The sequence below is a fragment of the Microbacterium sp. Ag1 genome (assembly GCF_001005635.1).
GTDB lineage: Bacteria > Actinomycetota > Actinomycetes > Actinomycetales > Microbacteriaceae > Microbacterium > Microbacterium oxydans.
In genome coordinates this window covers 36,792-61,739 of the sequence record NZ_LBCR01000026.1, presented here as the reverse complement: position 1 = coordinate 61,739, position 24,948 = coordinate 36,792, and the positions used below count along the sequence as shown (strand labels likewise).

Sequence of the window (24,948 nt, the reverse complement as noted above, 5' to 3'; positions counted from 1 at the left end):
CTACGACAGCCGTCGAGCCCGGCCCGAGTCCCGATGTCGTGCCTGACCGCGTGGCGCATTACCCTGTATTCATGCGTGTTCACGTGGCCGACCACCCTCTCATCACTCACAAGCTCTCGGTGCTGCGCGATGCGCGCACGCCCTCACCGGTGTTCCGGCAGCTCACGGAGGAGCTCGTGACACTGCTCGCGTACGAGGCGACCCGCAACGTGAAGGTCAGCCCGATCGAGATCACGACTCCGGTGACCACCACGACGGGTGTGAAGATCTCGGAGCCCCGCCCCATCGTGGTGCCGATCCTGCGCGCCGGTCTCGGCATGCTCGAAGGCCTCGTGAAGCTGCTTCCGACGGCTGAGGTCGGCTTCCTCGGCATGGTGCGCGATGAGACCACCTTCGAGCCGACCACCTACGCCGAGCGGTTGCCCGACGACCTGAGCGACCGCCAGTGCTTCGCGATCGACCCCATGCTGGCGACCGGTGGTTCGCTCGCCGCCGCGATCCAGTTCCTGTTCGACCGCGGCGCCAAGGATGTCACGGCCATCTGCCTGCTCGGCACTCCCGAAGGCGTCGCCGCGATCGAGGCGATGGCCGGCGACCGCGACGTGACCCTCGTGCTCGGCGCGCTCGACGAGCGTCTCGACGAGAAGGGCTACATCGTGCCCGGCCTCGGCGACGCGGGCGACCGGCTCTACGGCACGGTCTGATCCTCGGCAACGTACGACCTCTTCGGTGCGTCTTCCGCCTCAGATGGTCAGGCGGTAGGCGCGCTCATCTCCGTGGTGCGTGAAGCCCGCGCGGGCGAGGATGGGCGCTGACGTCGAGACGCGACCCTTCACCAGGGCCGTCTTCGCTCCCCATGCCGCACCCTGCCGCAGTCTCTCGGCCAGCACTGCGCGGTAGGCGCCGCGACCGCGGTGGCTCTCCAGTGTGGATGCGCCCCAGAGCCGCACGAACCCGTCCTCGATCGTGCATCCTCCGGTGCTGACGGCGCGTCCATCGATGCGCGCGAGCACACGGAACCCGGTCTGCGCCTCGAGCGCCGCGGACACCTCGTCGAGTTCTGCCCGCAGACCCTCCTCATCGAGGGGCTGCTGGTGCCACACGGGCACATTGACGCCGTCGAGGTCGCGTACCTGATCGAGGGTACGCACGATCTCGGTGGACACGTCGGACGGCACCTCGACCTCCACCTCGTCGACGGGTCGTGCGAACACCGCCACCGTATCGATGTGCTCTGCCCCGCGTCGCCGAAGCTCGTCCTCGACGTCGGGCCGGTCGGAAGGATTCGTCCAGAACGTGAACTGCGAGGCGCCCCATGCTCTCGTCCGCGCCAGTGCGCCATCCACCACGTCGACGGCCGACAGTGCGGAGTCGACCTGCGAACCTCGCACTCCCCCGCCGAACCGTGCAGGATCCCGCACGAGGAGCAGATGCTCGCGCTCGTGCTCACTGTCGCGGGGGAACCACACCCACGCTGCCGCGGCGCGCATGATCTGGTCGGTGGTGTGGGCGCTCACTCGGCCGCTCCGACGAGCCGGGCGAACGCGCTGAGCCTGGTGACGCCCTCAGGCGTATACGGCAGGTCGTCGAGCAGCGCGGGCGAGTGGATCAGGTAGGCGACGACCTGTGCTCGGGAGATCGCGACGTTGAGGCGGTTCTGGAGCAGCAGGAACTCCGGACCGCGCGGCGCATCCCGACCGCTCGACGCCGCGAGCGAGGTGATGGAGACCACTGCCTCCTTGCCCTGGAAGTTGTCGACCGTGCCGACAGGGACGTCGGGGAAGCCGGCGTCGGCGAGCGCGTCGAGCACCAGCTGGCGCTGCGCGTTGTAGGGCGTGACCACGATCATGTCGGACTGCGCGAGTGGTCGCGTCGACGCCTCGGGGTCGTTGTCGGTGAAGACCCGGCCGACCAGATCGGCGACCAGGCGGACGACCTCCGCCGCTTCCTCGGGCGATTGCGTCGCGTTTCCGCGGTGGCGCAGCGGGACGACGTGGAGACCCGCGTCGACACCCTCGAGCGACCGGAGTTCGGTTCCGGGTGCCGAGGCGAGCTGTCCCGCGTAGGCGAGCTTCGACACCGGAGCGGCCACGAAGGGGTGCATCCGCCACGACCGAGCGAGGAAGTAGCCGTACTCGGGCCGCACGACCGGATCGCCGTCCATCACCCAGCCGAGAGCGGACGTGTCCACCGGTTCGGGGTGGGCGCCCTGGCTCACCTGCGGGAGCTGCTGCGGGTCGCCGAGCAGCAGCAACCGTTTCGCTCCGGCCGCGACCGCGATCGTCGAGGCGAGCGAGAACTGCCCCGCCTCGTCGATCACGAGGAGATCGAGCCCGGCCCGTTCGACGCGCTGGGTGTTGCTGAAGTCCCAGGCCGTACCGCCCACGACCGCGCCCTCACCGGAGTGCTCGGCGAGGAAGGAGGCCATGCCGTTCTTCGGGATCACGGTGTATGACGGGGCCGCATCGGGATCCTTCGGCGCCTTCGCCACCTGGGCGGGCGAGACGCCGTCGGCGACGATCCGCTCGAGAAGCGTGTCGATGATGGCGTGCGACTGCGCCACGACGCCGACCTTGAAGCCGTGCTCGTTGACCAGACGCGCGATCGCGCGCGAACCCGTGTAGGTCTTCCCCGTCCCCGGAGGGCCCTGCACGGCGAGGTAGCTGTGATCGAGGTCGAGCACTCCCCGCACGATCGCATCGATCGTGTCATCACCTGCTTCCGGGAGCGCGCCGCCCGAGAAGGTGCGCGGGGGCAGTCGGCGCAGGATGTCGGTGGCCGCATCCTGGGGGAAGCCCGGCGCGGCCAGGTGCACCGCGTCGGCCCACTCGTCGATCGCGCCCTGCAGCGACACCACCCGAGGCGGAGCCGCCGGAGTGAGCGCAAGCGGCAGCTCATCCCAGGTCTGTCCCTGCACAGCCGCTTCTGTGACGAGGTAGCCGTCGTCGAGCACCTCGGCGATCGTGACCGTGTGCGGTACGTGGACGGCGCGTGAGGGCACCTCGGTGTCGAACGGGGCTGGCACCTCGTACAGCGCGAACGGCTGGGCACCGGGTCCGAGCGTGGTGCCGGGTGACACCTCGCCGCGGATCTCGATGTCCCTGGACATCACTCTCCGTCCCTCGATGATGCTCCACTCCCGGACGACCGATGACGACGGACGGTCTACCCGCACCACATCACGCGTGCCGTCCCACATCGTGACCGGTTCGCGCAGCCTCTGGAAGTGCGATACCCAGAAGCTCTTCGCTTCACGGGGGAAGTAGTCGATGGCCGCGGCCGCGATGCGGTGCACCTGTCCGTCGCCGCCTGCCTCCACGGCGCGCTCCGCATCGGCGAGGAGCGCTACCGATCGGGGAGACGGCTCATAGATGACCTCGTCCGCGTCGTCGGGCGGCGCCGGCGTGACGCCCTTCTCCCTCGCGATGTCGATCAGCCAGTTGCGCAGGCGCCGTGTCGAGACGCAGTCGTAGCGGTTGTAGTCGGCGAGGTCGGCGAGGACCGCGTCTGCTTCGGACCGCTGCCCGGCCGCGGCGAGCTCGCGGGCCGCGACGTACTGCACGATCGAGTCGTCACCCTTCTGCACGTCGCTCGTCCGGACGTCGTCGCCCATGTAGAGCGGCTCGAGCTTCTTGATCGAGTACGACCGGGAGCCCACCCTGACCGTCCGCAGCACGAGCGGATACAGATCGACGAACACCCCTTCACGGAGCAGCCGATCGACCTCGCCCTCGCGCACTCCGTGCCGCGCTGCCATGGCCACGAGATGCGAGGTCTCGTACGGGGCATAGTGATAGATGTGCATTCCCGGATGCGCCGCTCTGCGGGCATTGACGAAGTCGAGGAACGTCTCTAGCGCCCGCTTCTCTTCGGCGAACGTATGCGCCCACAGTGCCGAGTACTGGTCGGCGTTGTCCACCCAGCCGAAGAGGTAGTCGATCCCCCAGTGCGCCTCACCGTCAGGAGCAGGCTCGGTGTACAGCGGGTCGCCCTCGAAATCGAAGAAGATGTCGCCGTGGCTGGGGAGCGGGAGGGTGTGGATGGCCTGCGCGTAGTGCACGTCGAAGGTCGGCACACCCTCGCTGTCAGCCCGCAGCTGCAGACGGGCCTGGGCACGGAGCGTCTCGAACGTATCGGCGTTCATCCCCGTCGGCGCCTCGATCGCACCGGCCAGGGCGTCGATCGTCTCGATGCCTGCAGCCCGGAGCCGAGCTCGCTGCACCGGACGCATCCGCGCCACCATCAGCAGGTCCCGGTGTGCGAGCACCTGCTCCTCGCAGGTCGCGCAGCGCCCGCAGGCGACCACCTGGAGGTCACCGCGATCGTCGCCCCAGGCCAGAGGAGCGCCCGCGGTGCCGTCGGCGATGCGGCGATCCGCGATGAGGGCGCGCAACCTTGCCCTGCGCACCTGGAACAACGGGAGCAGATCGTCGACGGCGTGCGTGCTGAGCGTGCCGTCTCCGAGGATCAGGTCTACCTCGTCGGAACGGGGGATCCGCAGGCGGTCGAGCTGGTCGACATATGCCGCGAGCTGCATGAGAGCTGTCACACGGGCTTTGCGGGCGAGCTTCGAGTCCTGCACACGCCAGCGCCCCTCATCGTCTTTGCGCAGGAAGTCCGCGAACCCGACGAACTCGTCCGTCGCGAAAGCCGCCTGGAACACGACGAGCGCATCCGAGCGCAGTGCAGCCACCGTCTCGTCGACTGCTGCAGCGAGCGCTTCCGCGTCGACCGAGGACACCTTCTCGATGCGGTGCACGTTCTCGTCACCGAGATCGTGGATGTACCGGTCGAGAACGTTCTGCTCGTGCACGTCGCCGAGCTCGGCCGCGCGCTTCAGAGTCGCATCCTCCGGCTCTTCGACGGCGGGGACGCGCCCCAGCTTCGCGTCGATCGCCCGGGCCCACGCGAACTCGCACTCGGCGGCCGCCTTGAGGTCGCTCGCGCTCCAGATGACGCGTTGCGCCTGAGTGTCGATCCGCACGATGCTCCCGTTCTGTCGGATGCTTCGACACTATCCGCGGCATCGGACACAGGCGAAAGCGGGCGGCTCCTCGACGCGCGGGTTCAGCGCCACCAGGTGTCGTCGGGCGTCACCGGGAGGTGTCGCTTGTGCAGCGTCGCGAGATACCTGGCCTCGATGCGACCGGCGACCTCAGGATCGACCTCGCGCCCCTCGAGGAAGTCGTCGATCTGCTCGTACGTGAGGCCGAGTTCGTCCTCGTCGGCGCGTCCGGGCTGGCCGTCCAAGAGATCGGCCGTCGGCACCTTGAAGGCGAGTCGGTCCGGAGCGTCGAGGAACTGCAGCAGCGAGCGTCCCTGCCGCTTGCTGAGCCCGGACAACGGGAGGATGTCGGCAGCGCCGTCACCGAACTTCGTGTAGAAGCCGGTCACCGCCTCCGCCGCATGGTCGGTGCCGATCACCAGCAGTCCGTCGTGACCGGCGAGCGCATACTGCGTGACCATGCGGACGCGAGCCTTGATGTTGCCGCGGTTGAAGTCGCTGATGTCGCTCGTGACCGCGAACTCGATGTCCTCCTCCACTCCGTCGACACCGTTCTGGATGTTGACCTCGACGGAGGAGTCGGGCGCGATGAACGCCAGCGCGGCTTCCGCATCTTCGGCATCGTGCTGAACCCGATAGGGCAGACGCACCGCGAGGAACTTCGCCTCGCCGCCCTCGGCGCGCACGCGCTCCACCGCGAGCTGTGCCAGACGGCCGGCCAACGTGGAGTCCTGCCCGCCCGAGATCCCGAGCACGAACCCCTTCGCTCCGGTGGCACGCAGGTAGTCGGCGAGGAAACCGATCCGACGATCGGTCTCGGCCTCAGGATCGATCTCGGGCCTGACGCCGAGGTCTTCAGAGATCTGCTTCTGCAACGACATGTCATCCTCCGTCTTGTCCTCGACCAGTATCGCCCCTGCGTGTTACGTCCGGGTGACGCCGCGGCGTTCGCATGCTCCTGCCAGCGAAGGCCTGAGAGAATGGACCGGTGAAGCTCCTCGTCGCTGCCCTCGATTCCGAACTGTCCGCATTCCCGGAGGAGCTCGACGGCTTCGACCGACTCGTGACCGGCGCCGGAAAGCTGCCGGCCACGTACGGCCTGACCCGCGCACTCGATGCCAAGGTCTACGACGAGATCGTGGTGGTCGGAACAGCCGGAGCCATCGAGCCCGGCCTCGAGGCGACCGTCCACGAGGTCGGCAGCGCGTTCCAGCACGACGTCACCGACCTCGACGGCGTTCGCGGGCAGCACGTCTCACTGCCTGCACGCGTCTCCACCGGACGCGACGGCGTGTTGATCGCGACCGGTGACCACTTCGTCGAGGACGCCGAGGTCACCGCCGTGATCCGCCCCTCCGGTGCTGCACTGGTCGACATGGAGACCTACGCCTTCATCTGGGTCGCCGAGCAGTTCGGTGTTCCGATCCGCGTGTTGCGTGCGGTGTCCGACCAGGCGGAAGACGGCGCGCTGACAGACTGGCGCGAGGCCGTCGCCCGCTGCAGCGTGCAGCTGCGCGACGTCATCCGCAGCGAATACGGCGTCTGACGCACGACAGGCGGATCGCACTGGCCCGCGTCAGCGGGCGTCGATGATGCTGGGGCCGTTGGGCAGCGCTCGCACCGTGAGCTGCGCGGGGATCTGCTCCTGCATGGCCTCGACATGGCTGATCACGCCGACGGTCCTGCCGCCCTGCCGCAACTCATCGAGTGTGCGCATGGCCACGTCGAGAGTGTCACCGTCGAGGGAACCGAACCCCTCGTCGATGAAGAGTGTGTCCAAGCGGATGCCGCCCGCGCGTGCCGTCACGACCTCTGCCAATCCCAGCGCCAACGCGAGTGACGTGAGGAAGGTCTCACCTCCCGACAACGACTGCGGTGGTCGGGTCTGGCCGGTGAACGCGTCGAACACCACGATGCCGAGTCCGGAAGCCGCACCGCGGGCCGCGAGCGCGTCGGAGTGCCGCAGCTGATACCGCCCGGTGGACATCTCGTGCAGCCGACGGTTGGCCGCCTCGACGATCTCCTCGAGCTCTGCCGCGAGGACGAACGTCTCCAAAGTCATCTTGCGGGTGTTGACGCCCCTGCCCGCGATCGTGTCCGCGAGGTTCTGCAGCACCTCGAACTCCGCGGCCTCGTCGGCGCTGCGAGCCTGCTCGATCGCGGCAGAATCGATCAGCCCGCCGAGCCGTTCCGCGGCGCCGGCGGCCTTGGCTGCCTCGTCGACCGCCGTGGTCCAGAGGCTACGAGCTTCCGCTGATGCTCGTTCGGCCGGTGCCAGGTCGATGGGCTCTTCCGGCAGGGTGCGGAGTTCGAGGTCGAACAGCACGGCCCGCTCCTTCTCCCGTTGCACCGCGTGCTGCGTGATCCGCGCGTCCAGCGCTTCCTGGACTGAGAGCGGGCGCAGCGCCTCTACTGCTGCTACCTCGTCAGCGAACACGGAGTCCGCGAGACCGGCGTCGCGCTGTGCCTGGGCGCCGACGAGGGCCTCGGCCCTGCGCACGCGCTCGGAGATCGCCTGGCTCAGCGCACGCGCAGCCGCGACCTTGGCCTCGTTGTCCGCCAGCCGTTCGGCGACCGTGGGGAACGCAGCCCGCGCCGCGGCGATCAGCTCCCGTGCCTCCGTGCGACGTTGACGCAGGACGGCATGCTGTTCGCGTGCCTCGGCCAAAGCCCTCGCGTCGTCTTCTCGTTCGGTGTCGAGATGCTCGAGCCGCGTCACGAGGTCCGCGAGCTGCGTGTCGAGCGCGGTCAGCGTCTCGACAGCCGCTCGGCTGTCCGCGAGAGCCGCAGCGGCCTCCTCGTACTCGGTCTCGGCACGTTCGACGTCGCGCCCGTCGGCGCGAGCGGTGGCGGCCGCGAGTTCGGCGCGGAGCGCAGAGGATCTGGATGCCAGCTCGCCTTCCCGCCGGGCCGCGGAGTCGCGCGCTTCTTCCGCGACGGCGATGTCCTCCGGCGAGACGGGATCGGCGTGCGTGGCCGGCGCAGGGTGCTCGAGCGAGCCGCAGACCGGACAGGGCTGTTCGTGTCGGAGCGTCGACGCGAGTTCTCCCGCCATGCCGTCCGTGCGGCGCCGGCGCAGCTCGGCCAGCGTGGACTGAGCCGCCGCATGCAACGCCGTCGCCTGCGTGAGCTCGACGTCTACCGAGAGCTCCGCTGTCCGCAGCCTCTCCGCCTCCCGCGCCGCCACGCGTCGTGCGTCTGCGGTCTCCTGTGCCGCCCGCCTGTCCTCCACCCGATCTGCCAGGCTCCGCGCCGCGTCGCGCGATGCGTTGAGTGCGGTGACCTCTTCCGGGAGCGCGGCCCGCTTCGCATCGGCGGCCTGGATGCGTGCGGTGGCGACCGCGACCGCCTCCTCGGCGGCGCGCACCTCGGCGTCCAGAGCCGGTGCGCTCTCTTCGAGTTCCCGCGCCCGCTGCCAGGCGCCGATCTCCCTGGTGCGCTCCTGCGCCCACGCCTCGAGGTCGTCGTCGACGGGAAGCCCCATCGCCTGCCCGGTCACGCGGGCGTTCTGCTCATCCAGGCCGGCAGCCTCGAGCGCTCCAGCCGCTCGCGCAGCGGCGGCGATTATCGGACGAAGCGACTCGGCGGCGCGCGACGCGGCGAGCTCGGCACGGGCGTGCTCGATCGACGGCGCCTCGGCATCGAGGCGTTCGAGGGCGGATCTGGCTCGATCGCGCTCCTGTTGCGCGCGTCGTTCCTCCCGGGCGATGGCGAGTTCGGCATCGGCAGCGGTCGACTGTTGCTCGGCATCGGCGCGATCGGAGGCACGACGCTCCGCACGGTAGTCGGCGCGAGCCTTCGCCCGCCGGAGGGCCTCCAGCCGCTCGTCGATCGACGCGGGAGCCTGCGACGTCTCCGCCACGGTGTCATCGCCGTCTCCCGACAGCCCGCCGGCGACCACGAGGTTCTCGGCCTCGTCGATACGCGCCTCGACGGCGGCGAGACGACTGCCGAGCACTTGTTCGGCCGCACGGCGACGATCGTCGAACCGCGCCTGCACGTCTTCGAATCGTTGCGTTCCGAACAGCCGCCGCAGCAGTGCCTGGCGATCGCGGCTGCCCGCGAGCAGGAACTCCGAGAACCGGTTCTGTGCGAGCAGGATCACCTGCAGGAACTGCTCGCGACTGAGCTGAAGGATCTCATCGAGCTCGCCGGCGACGTCGACCGCCCGCGCGGCACGGCCGATCCATCCACTGTCCGTCCACTCGTCGAGCGACACGGCGGCCGCTTGCTTGGTCATGCCACCACCGCGCTTGGCCGGGCGCAGGTACTCGGGCGAGCGCGTGACGCGGTATCGACCGGCCGGCGTGCTGAACTCGACGACCACCTCTGAGGGATCGTCAGGCTCGCAGTGATCGCTTCGGAGGCGTTTCTCGCCGCCCTCGTATCGAGGCACCCCGCCGTACAGGCCGAAGCACACCGCATCGAGGATGCTCGACTTGCCCGCCCCGGTCCGTCCGGCGATCAGGAAGATGCCGTCGTCGGCGAAGGCGTCGAAGTCAACGGTCTGTCGCGACCGGAACGGGCCGAAGCCTTCGACCTCCAGACGATGAAGACGCATCTAGACGAGCGCCTCGGCACGCACCCGCTCGTCGAGCACCGCGCGGATCAGCTCGCTCTCGGCCTCTGTGGGTCCGTGCCCGGCCCGCACGTGCTCGAGGAAGGCATCGATGCGGTCGGCATCGGTGACAGCGGTGCGCAGCCGTTGCACATAGGAGCGCTCGTCGACCTCGGCGGTCACCTCCGGCTGGTGCTGCACCATGGCGCAGTACGGGAAGCTCTCGCGAAGACGCCGCATGGGCTCGCGCTGCGGCACCGCATCGGTGTAGACGGCGCAGACCCAGTCATCCGCGTGCTGCGCGACCAGCTCGGTGGACAGGATCTCCTCGAGCGGGCCGGTGAGGGTGACAAGCCGCCGGGGCACCGGCAGTTCCATCCACTCCACGCCGGCGAGTCCTTCGGCGTCGATGTCGACGAGCCAGCAACCACGGGGCTTGTGCTGCTCTCCGAAGCTGTAGTGCAGAGGCGCGCCCGCGTAGCGCACGCGGTCGCTGAGCTGCTGGCGTCCGTGGATATGGCCGAGCGCCACGTAGTCGGGTCCGTCGAACACGCTCAGCGGCACGACGTCGAGACCGCCCTGTCGCACCTCGCGCTCGAGCCCGGCGGTCGCGTCGACACCCGCGGCGAAGCAGTGCGCGATCGCCACCGCTCGGCCTCCGTGCTGGTCCATGCCGGCGCGGACCAGGTCCATCGCATGCGCCATGGTCTGCGCCTGGGTGCGCAGCTGACGCCCGGATGCATCGCCCTCGGGCCAGTGCTGACGCACGATGGCCGGCTCGAGGTAGGGGATGCCGTAGAAATGCACCGGTCCGTGGTCATCGGCGATGGTCACCGGCACACCCACCGCGAGGGGGTCTGTGAGCACGTGGATGCCCTCGCGGAGAAGGCGCGCCTGGAACCCGAGTCGTGCGGCGGAGTCGTGGTTGCCGCTCGTGACGATGACGCGGGCGCCCGTCTCGTGCAGCGCCACCAGCGCATCGCCCAGCAGCGTGTATGCCGCGCCGGACGGGGTGGCGGAATCGAAGACGTCTCCCGCGACGACGACCACGTCGACCGCATTGTCGCGAACCTGCGCGGTGAGCGCCTCGAGCACCTCGGCGAGAGCGTCCATGGTCGAATTGCCATGGAACGTCCGGCCGATGTGCCAGTCCGAGGTGTGCAGGATCCGCATACTCACACGGTACGAACCCCCTCCGACATTCCGTCCGAGGCGTGCCGTGCGCGGCCCGCACCCGGCGCGGAGGAGGGAGCGGAAGGTCCCCTGACCCACCCTCGCCACGACGATCGGCACGCGGTGATGCGAGATGCGCTGTGCACCTTCACCTGTGCGGAGTGCAGGGCTGCGCGATGCGAGATCAGGGCTGCCCTCCGCCCGACAGGTGCCGGCTTGCCCCGCCGGCTGAGGGTTGTGCCCGCTTCGTCGTGACTACCGACTCCCGCTCTCCTCCTCGAGATCGTTCGACCAGTTCGCCTGCTGGATCCTGTTGTCGAGCTCACGCAACTCCTGCGCGACGGCGTCGGCGCGCGAGCGCAGCTGTGAGACGGGGAGCGCGGAGACCTGACGCAGCTCCGAGCGCATCTGGCGGAGGAACTGGTCGTTGGCCCCCGAAGCGGCGGCTGCCGCATCCGTCAGCACGGAGTGCCGAAGACGGAGCACGTCGCGGGAAGCCAGCGCGTCGGTCATGGTGCCGTCCGCACCCAGATGCAGTCGCGCGTTGGTGGCGTTGATGCGGCGGATGAGGTCGCGCAGTTGCGTCAACGCCGCGTCGACCTCGACGATCAGGGCGGCGGCATCCTCCGCCGGTTCCTCGCCCTCCTGGTAGCGGGCGTTCGCGACGATGCGCGCCCGCAGCTGCTCGATCCGGCGCTGCAGGTCGGCGCGTGCGGTGAGGGCCTCGGCGAGTTTCATGACGTCATCCTCGCAGGGGCGCGGCGTAACAGTTCGTCATACGGTCGGAGAGTCAGCGAGTACGCAGCAGGCTGGCGCGCTCCGGGTGGGCGGCGAACCAGTCGGCCACGTACCAGCACACGGCGTCGACCTTGCGATCGCCGCGCTGCTCGATGTCGGCCACCGCACCTTCGACGACCTTCCCCGCATAGCCGTTCCCGCGGAAAGTCGGGATCGTGAAGGCTCGGGTGAGGGCGATCGTGTGGCCGTCGTCGCGGTAGTCGAGCACGCTCACGAGCTTGCCGTCACGCATGAGCGTGTAACGCGAGGCGTCCTTCTCGTCGGTCAGGATGAAGCCGCCGACGGTGTGCGAGATCGTCATTGGAACCACGTTACGCCCGTCAGGGACGCCCGGGCGTTTTGACATGAGACGTCACGATCGGACATAATCCCCCCATGACTACCAACGCAAGCCCCTCGTCCGCCCAGGAGGCGAACAGGACTGCCGGGATGATGATGCCCGGTCGCGTTGGCATGTGTTGCCGAATGTGTCGCTGAACGAACAGCCACCCCGCCTGACCTGAACCCCTCGCCATCTGCGAGGTCAGTGTCACCGAGCATCCACCCTTTGCTCGATTCCCGGCTCCGCCGGTCATTCATGCAACGCATCAGAGCCCCTTTCGGTCCGGGCTCACGTCCTGAGGACTTCATCATCATGTCGAACACCGCACTTCTCGAGCGTCCCGCCACCACCACCGCCGCCGTCCGCACGCAGCCCGAGACCGCCGCGCCGCTCTCTCCTGCCGGAGCCGACCTCCCCGCCGTGCGCTCGCCCCGTGGCTTCGCCCTCTACGTGGGCCTGGACGAGATCAAGGCCGCAGAGGCCGGAGTCAGCCTCCCCCTGCTCGTCGATGCCCTGCGTCGCACGCTCGCCGAGCTCGCGCCGGGAGCCGAGACCCACGCCACCGTCGCCCTCGCGCCCCACGGTTCGGGAGGGCGCGACCTCGACGTCGTGCGCCTCGCACTGCAGGAGCCGGGCGCGATCGCCCGCACCAAGGCCGCCGCCGAGGAGGAGACCACCGACGAGGAGAGCGGCGTCACGGTCGACATCTCCCGCAAGCGTGTGCTGATCGACGGCGAGTCCGCAGCCTTCACTTACAAGGAGTTCGAGCTGCTGCAGTACCTGGTGCTGCGCGAGGGACGCACGATCGAGCGCAGCGAACTGGTGTCAGCGCTCTGGCAGGCACAGGACGACGAGACGCCGGGCGAGCGCACGATCGACGTGCACGTGCGCCGCCTCCGGGCGAAGCTGGGTCGCTACGAGGACATCGTGCGCACCGTGCGCGGAATCGGCTACCGCTTCGATCGGCACGCCGACGTCGTGATCCGCTACGGTCACGGCACGCCCTCGCCCGACCGGTTCTGAGCACCCAGGACTCCGGTGTCAGGACCGGAGCGTAGGGTGGGCGCATGACTCTGACGGCCGACCCCGCTGCGGCAGGAGCCGCTCGCTCGGAGGCCCCTCGAGAGACGGTCTACCGACCGCCGCACGAGCTCGATCTGCGCAGCACCGTGGGTATGCTCCGACGCGGTGGCAACGACCCCACGATGGTCATAGACGGCCCCGTCATCTGGCGGGCGATGCGCACGCCGCTCGGACCGGCCACCCTGGCGCTGCGAATGATCGGCGGCGAGGTGCGCGCGACGGCGTGGGGCCCCGGATCGGGTCCGGCCCTCGAGCTCGTCCCCGCCCTGTGCGGGGCGCACGACGACGCCGGGGACTTCGACGCGTCGCATCACCCCCTCATCGCCGATTCCGCGCGGCGGCATCCGGGACTGCGCCTGACCCGCACCGACGAGGTGTTCGACGCGCTCGCGTGCGCGATCATCGAGCAGAAGGTGACCGGCATGCAGGCCTTCGGCGCGTGGCGCTGGCTGGTCAGCCGCTTCGGAACGCGCGCGCCGGGACCGACGCCGCGCCCGATGTTCACCGCGCCAGCACCTGAGCAGTGGCACCGGATCCCTTCCTGGGCCTGGCACAGAGCCGGAGTCGAGCCACCGCAGTCTCGCACCATCGTGCGTGCGGCTGAACGCGGAGACCGCATCGCCCGCGCCGTACGCACGGCCTCCACGGGGGCTGATCGCGATCGGGTGCTCACGAGCCTTCCCGGCGTGGGGGTGTGGACATCGGCGGAGACCCGCATCCGCTCGCTCGGCGACCCCGACGCGGTGAGCGTCGGCGACTACCACCTCGCCCACCAGGTCGGCTACGCCCTGACCGGCACTCGCACCGATGACGACGGGATGATCGAACTCCTCTCCCCCTGGTCCGGGCAGCGGCAACGCGTCGTGCGCCTCATCCACGCCAGCGGTGTGCAGGAACCGCGACGGGGTCCTCGCCTCGCACCGGAGGACCATCGCCGCCGCTGACACCGGCACCTATGCTGGTGCCATGTCCCGTTCCATGCTGCGCATCCTCGTCACCGTCGGCCTTCTGATCGTCGGCGTCGTGATCGGGCTGATCTTCCAGAACGTCTGGCTCGGTGTGCTGCTCGCCGCGATCGTGTGGCTGGGCTGGTTCCTCGGGTACGAATCGCGGCGCGGCAACAACGCCGGCGTCAACGACGAGGACCACGGCATCGAGCTCTGATCCTCGGGACGACGGGTCAGTAGTAGACGGCGAGCGGCCCTGACGGACCGTCGACAACGCGCACGGGAGTGTCGAAGACCCGCGTGAGGACGTCGTCCGTCATGATCGCGGCCGGCGCCCCGAACTCCACGACGGCTCCGTCCTTCATGGCGCAGATGTGGTCGGCGTAGTGGCTCGCGAAGTTGATGTCGTGCAGCACGATGACGATCGTGCGTCCGAGCTCCTCCGACGCGCGTCGCAGGTGCTTCATCATCTGCACCGCATGCCGCATGTCGAGGTTGTTGAGCGGCTCGTCCAGCAGCACGAACTCGGTGTCCTGCGCGAGGACCATCGCGACGTAGGCGCGCTGGCGCTGCCCACCGGAGAGCTCGTCGAGATACCTGCCCTCCAGCGCGCCGAGGTCGAGGAAGTCGATGGCTCGACTGATGATCTCCTCATCCGCGCGGTTCAGCCGACCCTTCGAATGCGGGAAGCGCCCGAAGCCGACCAGTTGACGCACGGTGAGGCGCGTGACGAAGTGGTTCTCCTGGCGCAGGATCGACACGACCTTCGCCAGGTCCTTCGACTTCGTGGACGCCACATCGAGTCCGGCGATCTCGATGGCTCCGGCGTCCATCCCGCTGAGACGCCCGATCATCGTGAGCAGAGTCGACTTGCCTGCACCGTTCGGACCGATGAGAGCGGTGATGCCGCCGGCGGGGATCTCGAGGTCGACGGGGCCGATCGCGACCTCGCTGCTGTAGTCCCGGCGGACGCCGTCGAGTGCGATCACAGCCTGCCCTTTCTGAGGATGACGATGAGGAACACGATGCCGCCCACGAGCTCGATCAGGATCGACACCATGCCCTGCGCGTAGAAGATGTTCTTCATCACGAAATACGCCCCGGCCAGGATGGTGAAGGCCGTGAGCACGGCGACCGGGAAGATCAGCCGGTGATCATGGGTATCGGCGAACTGGTACGCGAGCGTCGCGACCAGGAAGCCGAGGAAGGTCATCGGCCCCACCAACGCGGTCGAGGTCGCCATGAGCACGGCGACGAGGAACAGCACGATGAACAGCTCGCGCCGATGATCGACGCCGAGTGAGCGCGCGGCATCCGGACCGAGTGCCATCAGGTTGAGTCGGCGCGAGCGCAGCCACAGCAGCCCCGAGGCCGCGACCACCAGCGGGATCGCCAGCGGCAGGTACGAGGGATCGGCGTTCGACACGTTGCCGAACAGACGCGCGGCGAGCACGTCGAACTCGCTGGGGGTGAGCAGACGCTGCATGAAGGTGGCGATCGCGCCGAGACCGCCTCCGATCACGATGCCGACGAGGAGCATGATCTGCAGGTTGCCGTAACGACCCGAGAGCAGCCAGCCGTAGAGCGCCACCGCGAGGCCGACCATGATCGCCACCTGGATCGCGAACTGCCCCACGCCCTGGATGGCCACGATGCCCGCCACGCCGAACAGATACACGGTCGAGGTCTGCACCACCCGGTACAGCGACTCGAAGCCCATGATCGACGGCGTGATGATGCGGTTGTTCGTCACGGTCTGGAAGCTCACCGTGGCGACGGCCTGAGCGACGGCGACGAGCGCCATCACGGTCACGTCTGTCGCCCGGTGCTGAGCGATGCGCCAGAAGCCCGCGGAGCCGACGGGCATGGGATTCGCCCACGCGAGCAGACCGAAACCGGAACCTGCGGCGAGGACGATGAGGATGCCGAGCACGAGGAAGTACCGACGCCGCGCCTGCGGGGTCGTGAAGGAGCCCGCCGAACGGAGCCCTCCGGCAGTTGCCGCGTCGCTCATCGCGGCGCGCATCATGCCGCTAGCCACGTCGACGCTGCCTGAGCAGGAGGAGCACGAAGACCACGGCGCCGACGACCCCGAGGATCAGCGAGACCGGGACCTCGAAGGGCATGATGATCGTGCGCCCGATGATGTCGCAGACCGTGACGATCCCGATCCCCAGCAGACACACCCAGGGCAGGTTGCTGCGCAGATCGTCGCCGCGCACCATCGAGACGATGTTCGGCACGATCAATCCGAGGAAGGGGAGATTCCCCACGACGACGGTGACCACGCCGGTGGTGACCGCGATCAGGACGGTGCCGAGCAGGATGATCCGGTTGTAGTTCACCCCGACGTTGGTCGCGATCTCTTCGCCGAGTCCGGCGATGGTGAGTCGATCGGCGACGATGAAGACGATCACGCCGATGATGGCCACGATCCAGAGCATCTCGTACTGGCCGCGCATCACCGAGGTGAAGCTGCCGGCGAACCAGACGCCGATGATCTGCAGCGAGTTCGTGGCCAGAGCGAGGTAGGTCGAGAGAGCACCCACCACGGCACCGAGCATGATGCCGACGATCGGGACGATCAGGGATGATCTGAGCGCCACCCGCCGCAGGAACGCGAAGAACACCATGGTGCCCACGAAGGCTGCCAGTACCGCACCGGCCATCCGCAGCGGGAGGGACGGCTGCGGCACGAGGATCATGACGGCGAGGAGGCCGAGCCCTGCCCACTCCGTGGTACCCGTCGTGGTCGGCTCGACGAAGCGGTTCTGGGTGAGCAGCTGCATCACCAGTCCCGCCATGGCCATCGAGGCGCCGGCCAGGACGAGGGCGACCGTGCGCGGGATACGTGTGATCTGGAACATCTGCGCGCCGTCGTCCGCGCCGGCGATGTCGTACACACCCGTGAAGAGCGAGATCACGAGCAGGGCGGCGACGACGAGCACGCCGATGAGCAGCTTCACGTCGAAGAGCCGCCCGGCGTTGCGGGGCGGCGAAGCGATGTCTGTGGAGACCATGGTGGTGCGGCGGCGGCATCCGGATCACCCGGATGCCGCCGCGTCAGCTCAGTTCTTCGCGCTCTTCTCGAGGGCGTCGGCGAGGTCGTTCAAGAACGTGGTGTAGGTCTGGATGCCCTCGTTCAGGTAGGTGTCTGTCGGCATGTAGACGAGCTGCTTCTCCTTCACGGCGGTGACCGAGGCGAGGGCTTCGGTGCTCTCGAGGATCTCGGCCGCCTGCACGTAGTCGGGGGTCTCGGCGGCGAACACCGCATCGCGGTCGAGCACGAGGATCCAGTCCGGGTTCGAGGAGGCGATGGCTTCGACGGAGATCTCGTCGCCCTGGTGGTCGTCACTCGCATCGTCCACCTCGAGAGCGGGCGTGAGTCCGAGGATGTCGTAGATCGGTCCCAGCGATCGGCCGACGGTCGGCGCGAGGTAGCCGATCTGGCCTCCCGACGTGTTGACGGCCATCACGGTGTCGGCGTCGTCGTATGCGGCCTTCGCGCGCTCGACGGCGGCATCGAAGTCGTCCACGAGCGTCTTCGCCTCGTCCTGCTTGCCGAAGATCTCGCCGAGCACCGTGACCTGGCGCTTGAGCTCCTCGTCGAAGGGCTCGCCGTCACGCGGCTCGAGGTCGACGATGGTGGCGTCGGGGACGAGGTCCGCGATCGCCGCGTTGTGCTGCGTGAAACGCTGGCCGCTGATGATCAGGTCGGGCTCGACGGCGACGACGGCTTCGAGGTTCGGCTCGCTGTGCAGGCCGATGTCGACGATCCCGTCGTCCTTCACATACGACACGGTCTCCGGCATGAGTGCCACGGCCCCGGCGGAGAGCTCGACGCCCCAGTCGGAGAGCGTCTGGAAGGTGCGGTTGTCGAGGGCGACCACCGATGCGGGTGGGGTGGCGATCTCCTTCGTGCCCGTGTTGTCCTCGATCGTGACGGTGGCTGCTGCCGGTTCGGTCTTCTCCGCTTCCTCCGAGCCTCCGGAGGTGCACCCGGCGAGGGCGAGGAGGCCGACGAGAGCGGCGCTCGTAGCGGTGAGGGTTCTGGGCACGGACATGGAGAGACTCCTGTTCTGCGGGATCGGTGCGCACACGATGGGCGCCGGGGCGACGCACGGGGATCACCCGCGCCGTCCCATTTAGGTTAGCCTTACTTTATGAGCGATACGAAATCCGGTTTCTCGATCGAGCGTCGCGGCCTCGAGCTGCGCTTCCGCAACGTCACACTGAGCACGCGTGAATGGCTGGCGCCGGACTTCGTGCGGGTGCGACTGACCGGCTCGGATCTCGCCGGCTTCGATTCGCCCGGTTCCGACGACCACATGCGCCTGTTCTTCCCCGCGGGCCCGACGGATTCCGTCGAGGAGCTGCGCGCCTCCCCCAGCCGCGAGTACACGCCGCTCGCCTGGGGCGACGACTGGCTCGACGTCGAGTTCGCGGTGCACGGCGACCAGGGAGTCGCCGCCCCCTGGGCGGCGAACGCGCCCCTCGGATCCACGATCGGCGTCGGCGGCCCCCGCGGGGCGGCCGTGCTGGTCGGCGAGCCCGGATCGTGGCTGCTGGTCGGCGACGAGACGGCGATCCCCGCGATCCGACGGTTCGCCGCGCTCATCCCCGACGGCGCTCCTGCACGCATCGTGATCGAGACGGTGAACCCCGGCCGAGAGGTCGAGGTCGAGGCCCCGGTCGAGGTCGAGTGGCTGCACCGGGGAGAGAAGCCCTCCGGCTCCGCCCTCATCGCCTTCCTCGAGGGGCTGACGGCCGATGACACGGTCGGCCTCGACCCGTTCGTCTTCGTCGCCGCCGAGCAGTCGATCGTCAAGCCGGGCAGGGCACTGCTCGAACGGTGGGGCGTCGACAGTGCGAAAGCAGTCGTGAAGGGGTACTGGAAACGCGGCGAGGCGGAGTACCACGCGCCGCACTAGTGCGACGTCGGCCGTTGCTGGGAGACTCGGCACATGGCACTTCTGGATCACCTCGGCATCACCGTGACCGACCTCGAACGCGGCAGGGCGCAGTTCCATCCCGTGCTCTCCGCCCTCGGGTATGTCAGCGGCGGAGCGAACGATCATTCGATCTCGTGGAACAACGGCGACGAGACCGAGATCATCCTCTACACCTGGGATGACGACGCCACTCCGCACCGGCACGGCCGCGTGGGCTGGCAGCACATCGCGTTCGCGGTGCCTTCGCGCGACGACGTCGAACGCCTGCACGCGATCGCGGTGGATTCCGGCTGGACGGCCGTGCGCGAGCCCAAGGAGTACCCCCGCTATTCGGAGCGCTACTTCGCCTCCTTCGTCGAAGACCCCGACGGCATCCGGATCGAGTTCATGCACAACCCTCCTCGCGAGGCGAGTTGACTCCCGGGCGCGTCGCCCCCTAGGGTGGCAAAGCTGTGCCGATCGGTGCAGCACACCAGCCGAGGAGTCGACGGATGACCGCGCAGCGGAACCTCCCCATCGCCGCGGTCTTGCAGCTTCAGCACAAGCGCAATGACCGCTACGAGTCGTACCCTCCGGCACGCGTCGTGTGACAGCATCCGCTCTCGCAACGCCCCGTACCGTCAGGTCCGGGGCGTTCTTCCGTTGGAGACTCCCCTGACCTGTGGCTGAACACCACCACAAGGAAAGGAATCATGGAGAGGCTCTCCGCACGGCTGCTGTCGTGGGCGTCACTGATCGACGAGAAGACACTCGCTCAGGCGCACACCACGGCCCGCATGCCGTTCATCCACCCGCACCTGGCGCTGATGCCGGATGCGCACCTCGGCAAGGGGGCGACGGTCGGCTCGGTCATCCCGACGCTCGGCGCGATCATCCCCGCCGCCGTCGGCGTCGACATCGGCTGCGGCATGATCGCCGTCCGCACGCAGTTCACGAGGAGCGACCTCGACGGCCGCGAACTCGCCGAGCTCCGGGAGCAGATCGAACGTGCCATCCCGCTGTCGGCCGGCCGGTACAACCGCAAGGTCGTGGCCACAGCCGAGCCGCGCATCGCCGAGCTCGAGCAGCTGGCAGAGAAGAACGGTTTCGACCCCGCACAGTACGCCGGGAACTGGCGCCTGCAGCTGGGCACATTGGGATCCGGGAACCACTTCATCGAGGTGTCGGTGGATGAGCTCGACCGGGTGTGGCTGTTCCTGCACTCGGGGTCGCGAGGCGTCGGCAACAAGATCGCCGGCCACCACATCGGTGTCGCGCAGCGGCTCGCGAAGCAGTGGTGGATCGACCTCCCCGACCCCGACCTGGCCTATCTCGTCGAAGGCACACCGGAGTTCACCCGATACATCCGGGAGCTGCGGTGGGCACAGCACTTCGCCCTGCTGAACCGGGAGGAGATGATGGATCGGGTCATCCGCCAGGTGTCGGAGTTCCTCGGCACTCCGGTCGAGGAGCAGGAGCGGATCAACTGCCACCACAACTTCACAGAGTCGGAGAAGCACTACGGAAAGCAGGTGTGGGTGTCCCGGAAGGGCGCCATCCAGGCGGACGCCGGTCGTCCGGGGCTGATCCCCGGATCGATGGGCACCGCCTCGTACGTGGTGGAAGGGCTCGGTGACCCGCAGTCGCTGAACTCCTCGCCGCACGGCGCCGGCCGGGAGTACTCGCGGTCCGCGGCGCGACGGACTTTCACTCACGAGCAGCTACGTGTGGCGATGGCCGGCATCGAGTTCCGTGACACCGACGCGTTCATCGACGAGATCCCCCAGGCGTACAAGCCGATCGACCGGGTGATGGCGGATGCCGCGAGCCTCGTGTCGATCCGGCACACGCTGCGGCAGGTCGTCAACGTGAAGGGCGATTGACTGGGACTGGGCGGGGCCTCCCCCGCCCAGTCCTTCCTGCACCGACGCGACGGAGAGCGTGTCATCCACGGATCGTGGGCAACCGATATCTTCGGCTCCTGCGCTCTGGCAGGCTTGCCGGATCGATGCGACGATGAGGGAGTGGGAGTCATGAACGACGCGCAGATCTGGACGATGATCGGGTCGTTCACCGTGCTGATGTTCAGCACGCTCACCGTCGTCTCGACATTGTTCGTCCGCATCCTCCGCAGCGAGATCGGGGGCCTGCGTACGGAGATGAACGGCCAGATCGGTGGACTGCGCACCGAGATGAACGGCCAGATCGATGGGCTGCGCACCGAGATGAATGCCCGCTTCGATTCCGTGAACACCCGCTTCGATTCCGTGAACACCCGCATCGACGGTCTCGACCGCGACGTGCAGGCGCTCGTCAAACGCACGTTCGGCCTCGACCGCGAGTGACGATGACGCCTCGACACAGCATCGGGGTGCACCCGGCCGACCGCCACGATGCCTTCCCGGAGAACCCGTGCGGCACGGCTGTCCTGCTCCTCGCCGGATCCAGCGGGCGTGTGGAGGTCGAGCGGGCGGAGATGCTGGCACGGCACGGCGCCCGTGTGAGGGCCATCCGCTGGTTCGGCGGCATCAGCCAGCGCCCTGCCCCGCACGAAGTGCCGATCGAGACCTTTGTCGAAGAGGTGGAGTTGCTGCGTCGTGACGCCGATCGCGTGGCGATCTTCGGAACATCGTTCGGAGCGGAGGCGGCGCTGGTGACCGCGTCCCTGCACCCGATCGATGCGACGGTCGCCGTCGCCCCGCCCTCTGTCGTCTGGGCTGGCAACTCAGAGGGGACCTGGTCGTCGCACTGGACCCGTCGGGGTACCCCGATGCCGTTCGTCCCGTTCGCTCCGTCGTGGACGCCGTCGACCGACCCGCCCGAGTATCGTGCTCTGTACGAGTCGAGCGTCGATCGTGACCCTTCGGCCGCCGCAGCCGCCGCGATCCGGGCGGAGGACATCGACGGTGTCGTCGTGCTCGTCGCCGGCGGCGACGACCGGGTCTGGCCCAGCACCCGATTCGCCCGCGAGCTCGTCGAACGCCGCACGGCGAAGGGTCTGGACACGACGGTGATCACTCACCCGGACGCGGGGCACCGACTGCTGCTCCCCGGCGAATCGGCCGTGACCGCAGGAGTGACGATGGCGCGGGGAGGCTCTCCCGCCGCCGACGCGGAGCTCGGCGCCCTCGCATGGCCGCGGATCGTGAACGCGCTCCACCTGCGGGCCTGACGCTCAGAGCGCCGGCGCGACCTCGACCTCCGGGGCACGATCGGTGAATGCGGTCTTCGGGACGAACACGAGGATCACGGCGGCGACGAGCGCCGTCACCCCGCAGACGATCCACACCGTGAAGTACCCGGCGAGCGAACCGGCGGTGGCATCCGTCGCGCCGGCGGTGCTCGCGACGCCGTGCAGGAGTGCGATGCCGAAGACGCACGACGCGATCGCTCCGCCCACGGTCTTCACCGAATTCGTCAGGCCCGTCGCGACGCCGGTCTGCGTGGCCGGGGCCGCGGAGGCCGCCGCCGCGGGGAGCGCCGCGACCAGTGCCCCGGACCCGACCCCCACGACCACCATGTTCGTGATGACCTGCGCATAGGATCCGTGGAACGGCAGGAAGAGGAGGAAGCCGATGCCGACCAGCATCGACGCTCCCATCAGCGTCACCCGCGGTGTGGCACGCCGCGCCACCGTCGGGAACAGCAGCGCCCCCGTGATCATGGCGATGAGGTAGACGCCGATGATCAACGAGGTGGCGAAGCCGGTCGTGCCCAGACCGTAGCCGTACACCGATGGGTCGGTGCGCGCGAACGTCGACAGCGGGGCCTGCGCGCCGAGCACGCTGACGCCGAAGAGCCCGGCCGTGAGGAACACCGGTCCGAGCGCGGGCGAGCGGAACATGCGCACGTCGATCAGCGGGTCTGCGCAGCGCAGCTCCCAGAGCACGAACGGGACCACGAGCAGCACGCCGAGGATCACCACCGCCCAGGACCACGGGTTGGTCAGACCGCCCTCCAGGCGGAGCAGGCTGAGCCCGCCGGTGAAGCAGACGAGGGCGAGAGAGATGAGCACGAGGCCGACCGTGTCGAAGACACCGCCGGTGGGCTCCGGCGATTCCTTGACCCCGAGGAGGATCACGAAGAAGCACACCACGATGAGCACGGCCGGGACCAGCAGCACGATGGTGAGGGGAAGCACGTCGATGAGCGCACCGCCGACCAGGGCGCCGATGATCGCGCCGCCCTCGAGAGCGGCGACGAGCAGCCCCGCGGCCTTGGCGGTGATCGACGAACGGCCCTCCATGCGGCGCGAACGCGACCAGATCAGGGCGATCTCGAGTGGAAGCCAGACGACGTAGAAGCCCATCAGCGCCCACGCGGCGAGGAACACCGGGAACGAATCGGTGAAGGGCAGCACCAGCGCCGCAGCCGCCGTGACCGCGGTGGAGATGAGCAGCATGCGTTTGTGCCCGACCATGTCGCCCAGCTTGGCGAAGGCCGGGACGACGAGTGCCGACAGCATCAGCTGCGTGCCCTCGAGCCAGTTCACGTCGGCGTCGTGGATGCCCAGATGGCGGGCGATGTCCGTGAGCATCGGGGTGTAGTACCCCTGCAGCACACCGCTCGTGAACTCCACGAAGGCGAGGAAGCCGACCACGACGGCGAGGGTGCCCAGGGTGCGGGTGCGCGTCATCGCGTCTCCTGCTTCTGCTTCGGGTCCCCCGGCAGGCTCCGAGGGGAGGGTGAGATCACCCTAGCCGTTCGAGCAGCGCCCTGTGGAACCGCTCTCCCCGTTCCAGCGCGGCGATCTCCACGCTCTCGTCGACGCCGTGGATCGACGCGCGCTGCGCATTCGACATGTCCAGCGGCGCGAACCGATAGACCGCGGGTGAGAAGCGATGGAAGTGTCGCGAGTCGGTGGCCGCCATCATCACATACGGGACGGCAGGCACGCCGGGGAACGCGACCTCGAGCGCGTCGGCCAGCAGAGCGAATTGAGCGTTATCGGTCGATGATTCCGGCGACGGTTCGCTCGCTTCGACGACCTCGACCGCGACGAGCGGATCGCGGACCCGCCGGCGCACCCGGAACGCCGTCTGCTGCGTGGTCTCCCCGAGCGCGATGCGCAGGTTGACGGTAGCCGAAGCCTGCGACGGCAGCACGTTCGCCGCGGTTCCTCCGGACTGCATCGTCGGCGCGACGGTCGTGCGCACGAGAGCGGCCGGTTCACCACCCAGCGCGGCGAAGATCTGCGCGGTCAGCAGCGGCGCAGAGCCGAGGAACCGCAGCAGGTGGCGAGCCGTGCCCGGCGTCTGCGCGGCCAACTGCGACAGCATCCGGAGGATCGCCTTCGAGGCACGGGGGCGGAAGGTCGTCGGGCCGAGTCGGTCGACAGCCCTGGCGATGCGGCGGACCGCCGTGAGGGTCGGCGGGGCCGAGGCGTGGCCGCCTTCGCCCCGTGCAGAGAGCCGCAGGGTCATCACACCCTTCTCGCCGACACCGATCATCGCGGCCCGTCCGGGAACGAACGGCAAGGGCGCATCGACGACGGCACCGCCCTCGTCGACGACGAGCCAGGGGACGATTCCCCGGTCGCGCAGCACCCGCGCGATCTCCTCGGCGGCGCGTCCGTACGTCTCCTCATTGCCGCCGAAGGAGAGGTACACGTCGCGGGGCGGGACGAACTCGTCGGCGAGCAGATTCTCGACCGCCTCCAGGATCACGATCAGCGGCCCCTTGTCGTCGAGAGCACCTCGACCGTAGACCGATCCGCCGGCGATCACGCCCGCGAAGGGCGGGTGCGTCCAGGCGTCGCTCTCGTCGACGGGGACGACGTCGTAGTGCGCCATCAGCACGACGGGCCCCTCGTCCGCCGCAGCGCTCCCGCTCCCTTTCCAGTGGAACAGCAGGCCGAATTCGGTGTGCCGTTCCAGACGCAGCCTCTCGTGCGTCAACGGGTAGAGCTCGGCGATCAGCGCGACGAACTCCTCGAACGGAGCCGAGCCGCGTTCATCGAGTTCGGCCGACACCGTCGGGATCCGGATCATCTGCGAAAGCCTCTCGGCGATGCCGGGGCGCACGGTCGATGTGGTCACAGCGCCATCGTACCCAGCGGCGGATCCGCTCATCGCGAGCCTTCCGACTGCGTTCGCGCTCGTCCGGCTCGGCGAAAAAGACGAGGATGGACC

At 68.8% G+C, this 24,948-nt stretch carries 23 protein-coding genes; 10 read left to right on the top strand and 13 right to left on the bottom strand.

What is annotated here, in order from left to right; genetic code table 11:
* Nucleotides 1–71 precede the first annotated feature (71 nt).
* The gene (upp, locus tag AAY78_RS05260) at nucleotides 72–704 is read left to right on the top strand and encodes a uracil phosphoribosyltransferase (protein ID WP_021198071.1); all 633 of its coding nucleotides are present in this window, start codon (nucleotides 72–74) and stop codon (nucleotides 702–704) included.
* Between the two features lie 39 nt (nucleotides 705–743).
* Here the strand turns inward: upp and AAY78_RS05255 are convergent, their stop codons facing one another.
* From AAY78_RS05255 to nadE, 3 genes are all read right to left on the bottom strand, one after another.
* Entirely contained in the window at nucleotides 744–1,517 is a 774-nt protein-coding gene (locus AAY78_RS05255) for a hypothetical protein (RefSeq protein WP_046747294.1), read from the bottom strand.
* The gene (locus AAY78_RS05250) at nucleotides 1,514–4,984 is read right to left on the bottom strand and encodes a TM0106 family RecB-like putative nuclease (protein ID WP_046747293.1); all 3,471 of its coding nucleotides are present in this window, start codon (nucleotides 4,982–4,984) and stop codon (nucleotides 1,514–1,516) included. The genes AAY78_RS05255 and AAY78_RS05250 overlap by 4 nt, the downstream gene beginning before the upstream one ends.
* 83 nt (nucleotides 4,985–5,067) lie before the next feature.
* On the bottom strand, nucleotides 5,068–5,886 hold the full coding sequence (nadE, locus tag AAY78_RS05245) for an ammonia-dependent NAD(+) synthetase (protein WP_046747292.1): 819 nt from the start codon (nucleotides 5,884–5,886) through the stop codon (nucleotides 5,068–5,070).
* Nucleotides 5,887–5,993: 107 nt separating this feature from the next.
* Between nadE and AAY78_RS05240 the strand changes: the two genes are divergently transcribed.
* A complete protein-coding gene (locus AAY78_RS05240; protein WP_046747291.1) occupies nucleotides 5,994–6,551 on the top strand; it encodes a phosphorylase family protein in 558 nt (185 codons plus the stop codon).
* 30 nt (nucleotides 6,552–6,581) lie between these two features.
* Here AAY78_RS05240 and AAY78_RS05235 read toward each other — a convergent pair whose 3' ends face one another.
* The 4 genes from AAY78_RS05235 to AAY78_RS05220 form a co-directional block, all read right to left on the bottom strand.
* Nucleotides 6,582–9,566: an AAA family ATPase gene (locus tag AAY78_RS05235; protein ID WP_046747290.1), complete on the bottom strand. Its 2,985-nt coding sequence runs from the start codon at nucleotides 9,564–9,566 to the stop codon at nucleotides 6,582–6,584.
* Complete coding sequence (locus tag AAY78_RS05230) at nucleotides 9,567–10,736, bottom strand: exonuclease SbcCD subunit D (protein WP_046747289.1); 1,170 nt, start codon at nucleotides 10,734–10,736, stop codon at nucleotides 9,567–9,569.
* A 255-nt stretch (nucleotides 10,737–10,991) separates the two neighbouring features.
* Nucleotides 10,992–11,474, bottom strand: coding sequence for a DIP1984 family protein (locus AAY78_RS05225; protein ID WP_046747288.1), 483 nt, complete (start codon nucleotides 11,472–11,474; stop codon nucleotides 10,992–10,994).
* Nucleotides 11,475–11,526: 52 nt separating this feature from the next.
* The gene (locus tag AAY78_RS05220; protein ID WP_046747287.1) at nucleotides 11,527–11,835 is read right to left on the bottom strand and encodes a GNAT family N-acetyltransferase; all 309 of its coding nucleotides are present in this window, start codon (nucleotides 11,833–11,835) and stop codon (nucleotides 11,527–11,529) included.
* Nucleotides 11,836–12,168: 333 nt separating this feature from the next.
* Here AAY78_RS05220 and AAY78_RS05215 point away from each other — a divergent pair, with 333 nt between their 5' ends.
* The 3 genes from AAY78_RS05215 to AAY78_RS05205 are packed head-to-tail and all read left to right on the top strand — an operon-like array spanning nucleotide 12,169 to nucleotide 14,103.
* A complete protein-coding gene (locus AAY78_RS05215) occupies nucleotides 12,169–12,879 on the top strand; it encodes a winged helix-turn-helix domain-containing protein (RefSeq protein ID WP_046747429.1) in 711 nt (236 codons plus the stop codon).
* A gap of 44 nt (nucleotides 12,880–12,923) precedes the next feature.
* Nucleotides 12,924–13,883: a DNA-3-methyladenine glycosylase family protein gene (locus AAY78_RS05210; protein WP_046747286.1), complete on the top strand. Its 960-nt coding sequence runs from the start codon at nucleotides 12,924–12,926 to the stop codon at nucleotides 13,881–13,883.
* Between the two features lie 22 nt (nucleotides 13,884–13,905).
* Nucleotides 13,906–14,103, top strand: a complete 198-nt coding sequence (locus AAY78_RS05205) for a hypothetical protein (protein WP_021198082.1) — start codon at nucleotides 13,906–13,908, stop codon at nucleotides 14,101–14,103.
* Nucleotides 14,104–14,119: 16 nt separating this feature from the next.
* On the opposite strand, the gene AAY78_RS05200 is transcribed toward AAY78_RS05205, so the two are convergent.
* From AAY78_RS05200 to AAY78_RS05185, 4 genes are read right to left on the bottom strand one after another with little or no spacing between them, the layout of a single operon-like run.
* The gene (locus tag AAY78_RS05200; protein ID WP_046747285.1) at nucleotides 14,120–14,875 is read right to left on the bottom strand and encodes an iron ABC transporter ATP-binding protein; all 756 of its coding nucleotides are present in this window, start codon (nucleotides 14,873–14,875) and stop codon (nucleotides 14,120–14,122) included.
* Complete coding sequence (locus AAY78_RS05195) at nucleotides 14,872–15,900, bottom strand: iron chelate uptake ABC transporter family permease subunit (protein ID WP_046747428.1); 1,029 nt, start codon at nucleotides 15,898–15,900, stop codon at nucleotides 14,872–14,874. The genes AAY78_RS05200 and AAY78_RS05195 overlap by 4 nt, the downstream gene beginning before the upstream one ends.
* A gap of 19 nt (nucleotides 15,901–15,919) precedes the next feature.
* A complete protein-coding gene (locus AAY78_RS05190; RefSeq protein ID WP_046747284.1) occupies nucleotides 15,920–16,906 on the bottom strand; it encodes an ABC transporter permease in 987 nt (328 codons plus the stop codon).
* Nucleotides 16,907–16,954: 48 nt separating this feature from the next.
* A complete protein-coding gene (locus tag AAY78_RS05185) occupies nucleotides 16,955–17,950 on the bottom strand; it encodes a siderophore ABC transporter substrate-binding protein (RefSeq protein ID WP_046747283.1) in 996 nt (331 codons plus the stop codon).
* A gap of 99 nt (nucleotides 17,951–18,049) precedes the next feature.
* Here AAY78_RS05185 and AAY78_RS05180 point away from each other — a divergent pair, with 99 nt between their 5' ends.
* From AAY78_RS05180 to AAY78_RS05160, 5 genes are all read left to right on the top strand, one after another.
* On the top strand, nucleotides 18,050–18,817 hold the full coding sequence (locus AAY78_RS05180) for a siderophore-interacting protein (protein ID WP_046747282.1): 768 nt from the start codon (nucleotides 18,050–18,052) through the stop codon (nucleotides 18,815–18,817).
* A gap of 33 nt (nucleotides 18,818–18,850) precedes the next feature.
* Nucleotides 18,851–19,255, top strand: a complete 405-nt coding sequence (locus AAY78_RS05175) for a VOC family protein (protein ID WP_046747281.1) — start codon at nucleotides 18,851–18,853, stop codon at nucleotides 19,253–19,255.
* A 275-nt stretch (nucleotides 19,256–19,530) separates the two neighbouring features.
* A complete protein-coding gene (locus tag AAY78_RS05170) occupies nucleotides 19,531–20,700 on the top strand; it encodes an RtcB family protein (protein ID WP_046747280.1) in 1,170 nt (389 codons plus the stop codon).
* A gap of 150 nt (nucleotides 20,701–20,850) precedes the next feature.
* Nucleotides 20,851–21,162, top strand: coding sequence for a hypothetical protein (locus AAY78_RS05165; RefSeq protein ID WP_231589660.1), 312 nt, complete (start codon nucleotides 20,851–20,853; stop codon nucleotides 21,160–21,162).
* A gap of 2 nt (nucleotides 21,163–21,164) precedes the next feature.
* Nucleotides 21,165–21,989, top strand: coding sequence for an acyl-CoA thioester hydrolase/BAAT C-terminal domain-containing protein (locus AAY78_RS05160; protein WP_046747278.1), 825 nt, complete (start codon nucleotides 21,165–21,167; stop codon nucleotides 21,987–21,989).
* 3 nt (nucleotides 21,990–21,992) lie between these two features.
* On the opposite strand, the gene AAY78_RS05155 is transcribed toward AAY78_RS05160, so the two are convergent.
* Both AAY78_RS05155 and AAY78_RS05150 read right to left on the bottom strand, forming a co-directional pair.
* Nucleotides 21,993–23,453 carry an MFS transporter gene (locus tag AAY78_RS05155; RefSeq protein WP_046747277.1) on the bottom strand — a complete coding sequence of 487 codons (1,461 nt, stop codon included), beginning with the start codon at nucleotides 23,451–23,453 and terminating at the stop codon, nucleotides 21,993–21,995.
* Nucleotides 23,454–23,508: 55 nt separating this feature from the next.
* A complete protein-coding gene (locus AAY78_RS05150) occupies nucleotides 23,509–24,855 on the bottom strand; it encodes a M20/M25/M40 family metallo-hydrolase (protein ID WP_082108589.1) in 1,347 nt (448 codons plus the stop codon).
* Between the last annotated feature and the right edge of the window lie 93 nt (nucleotides 24,856–24,948).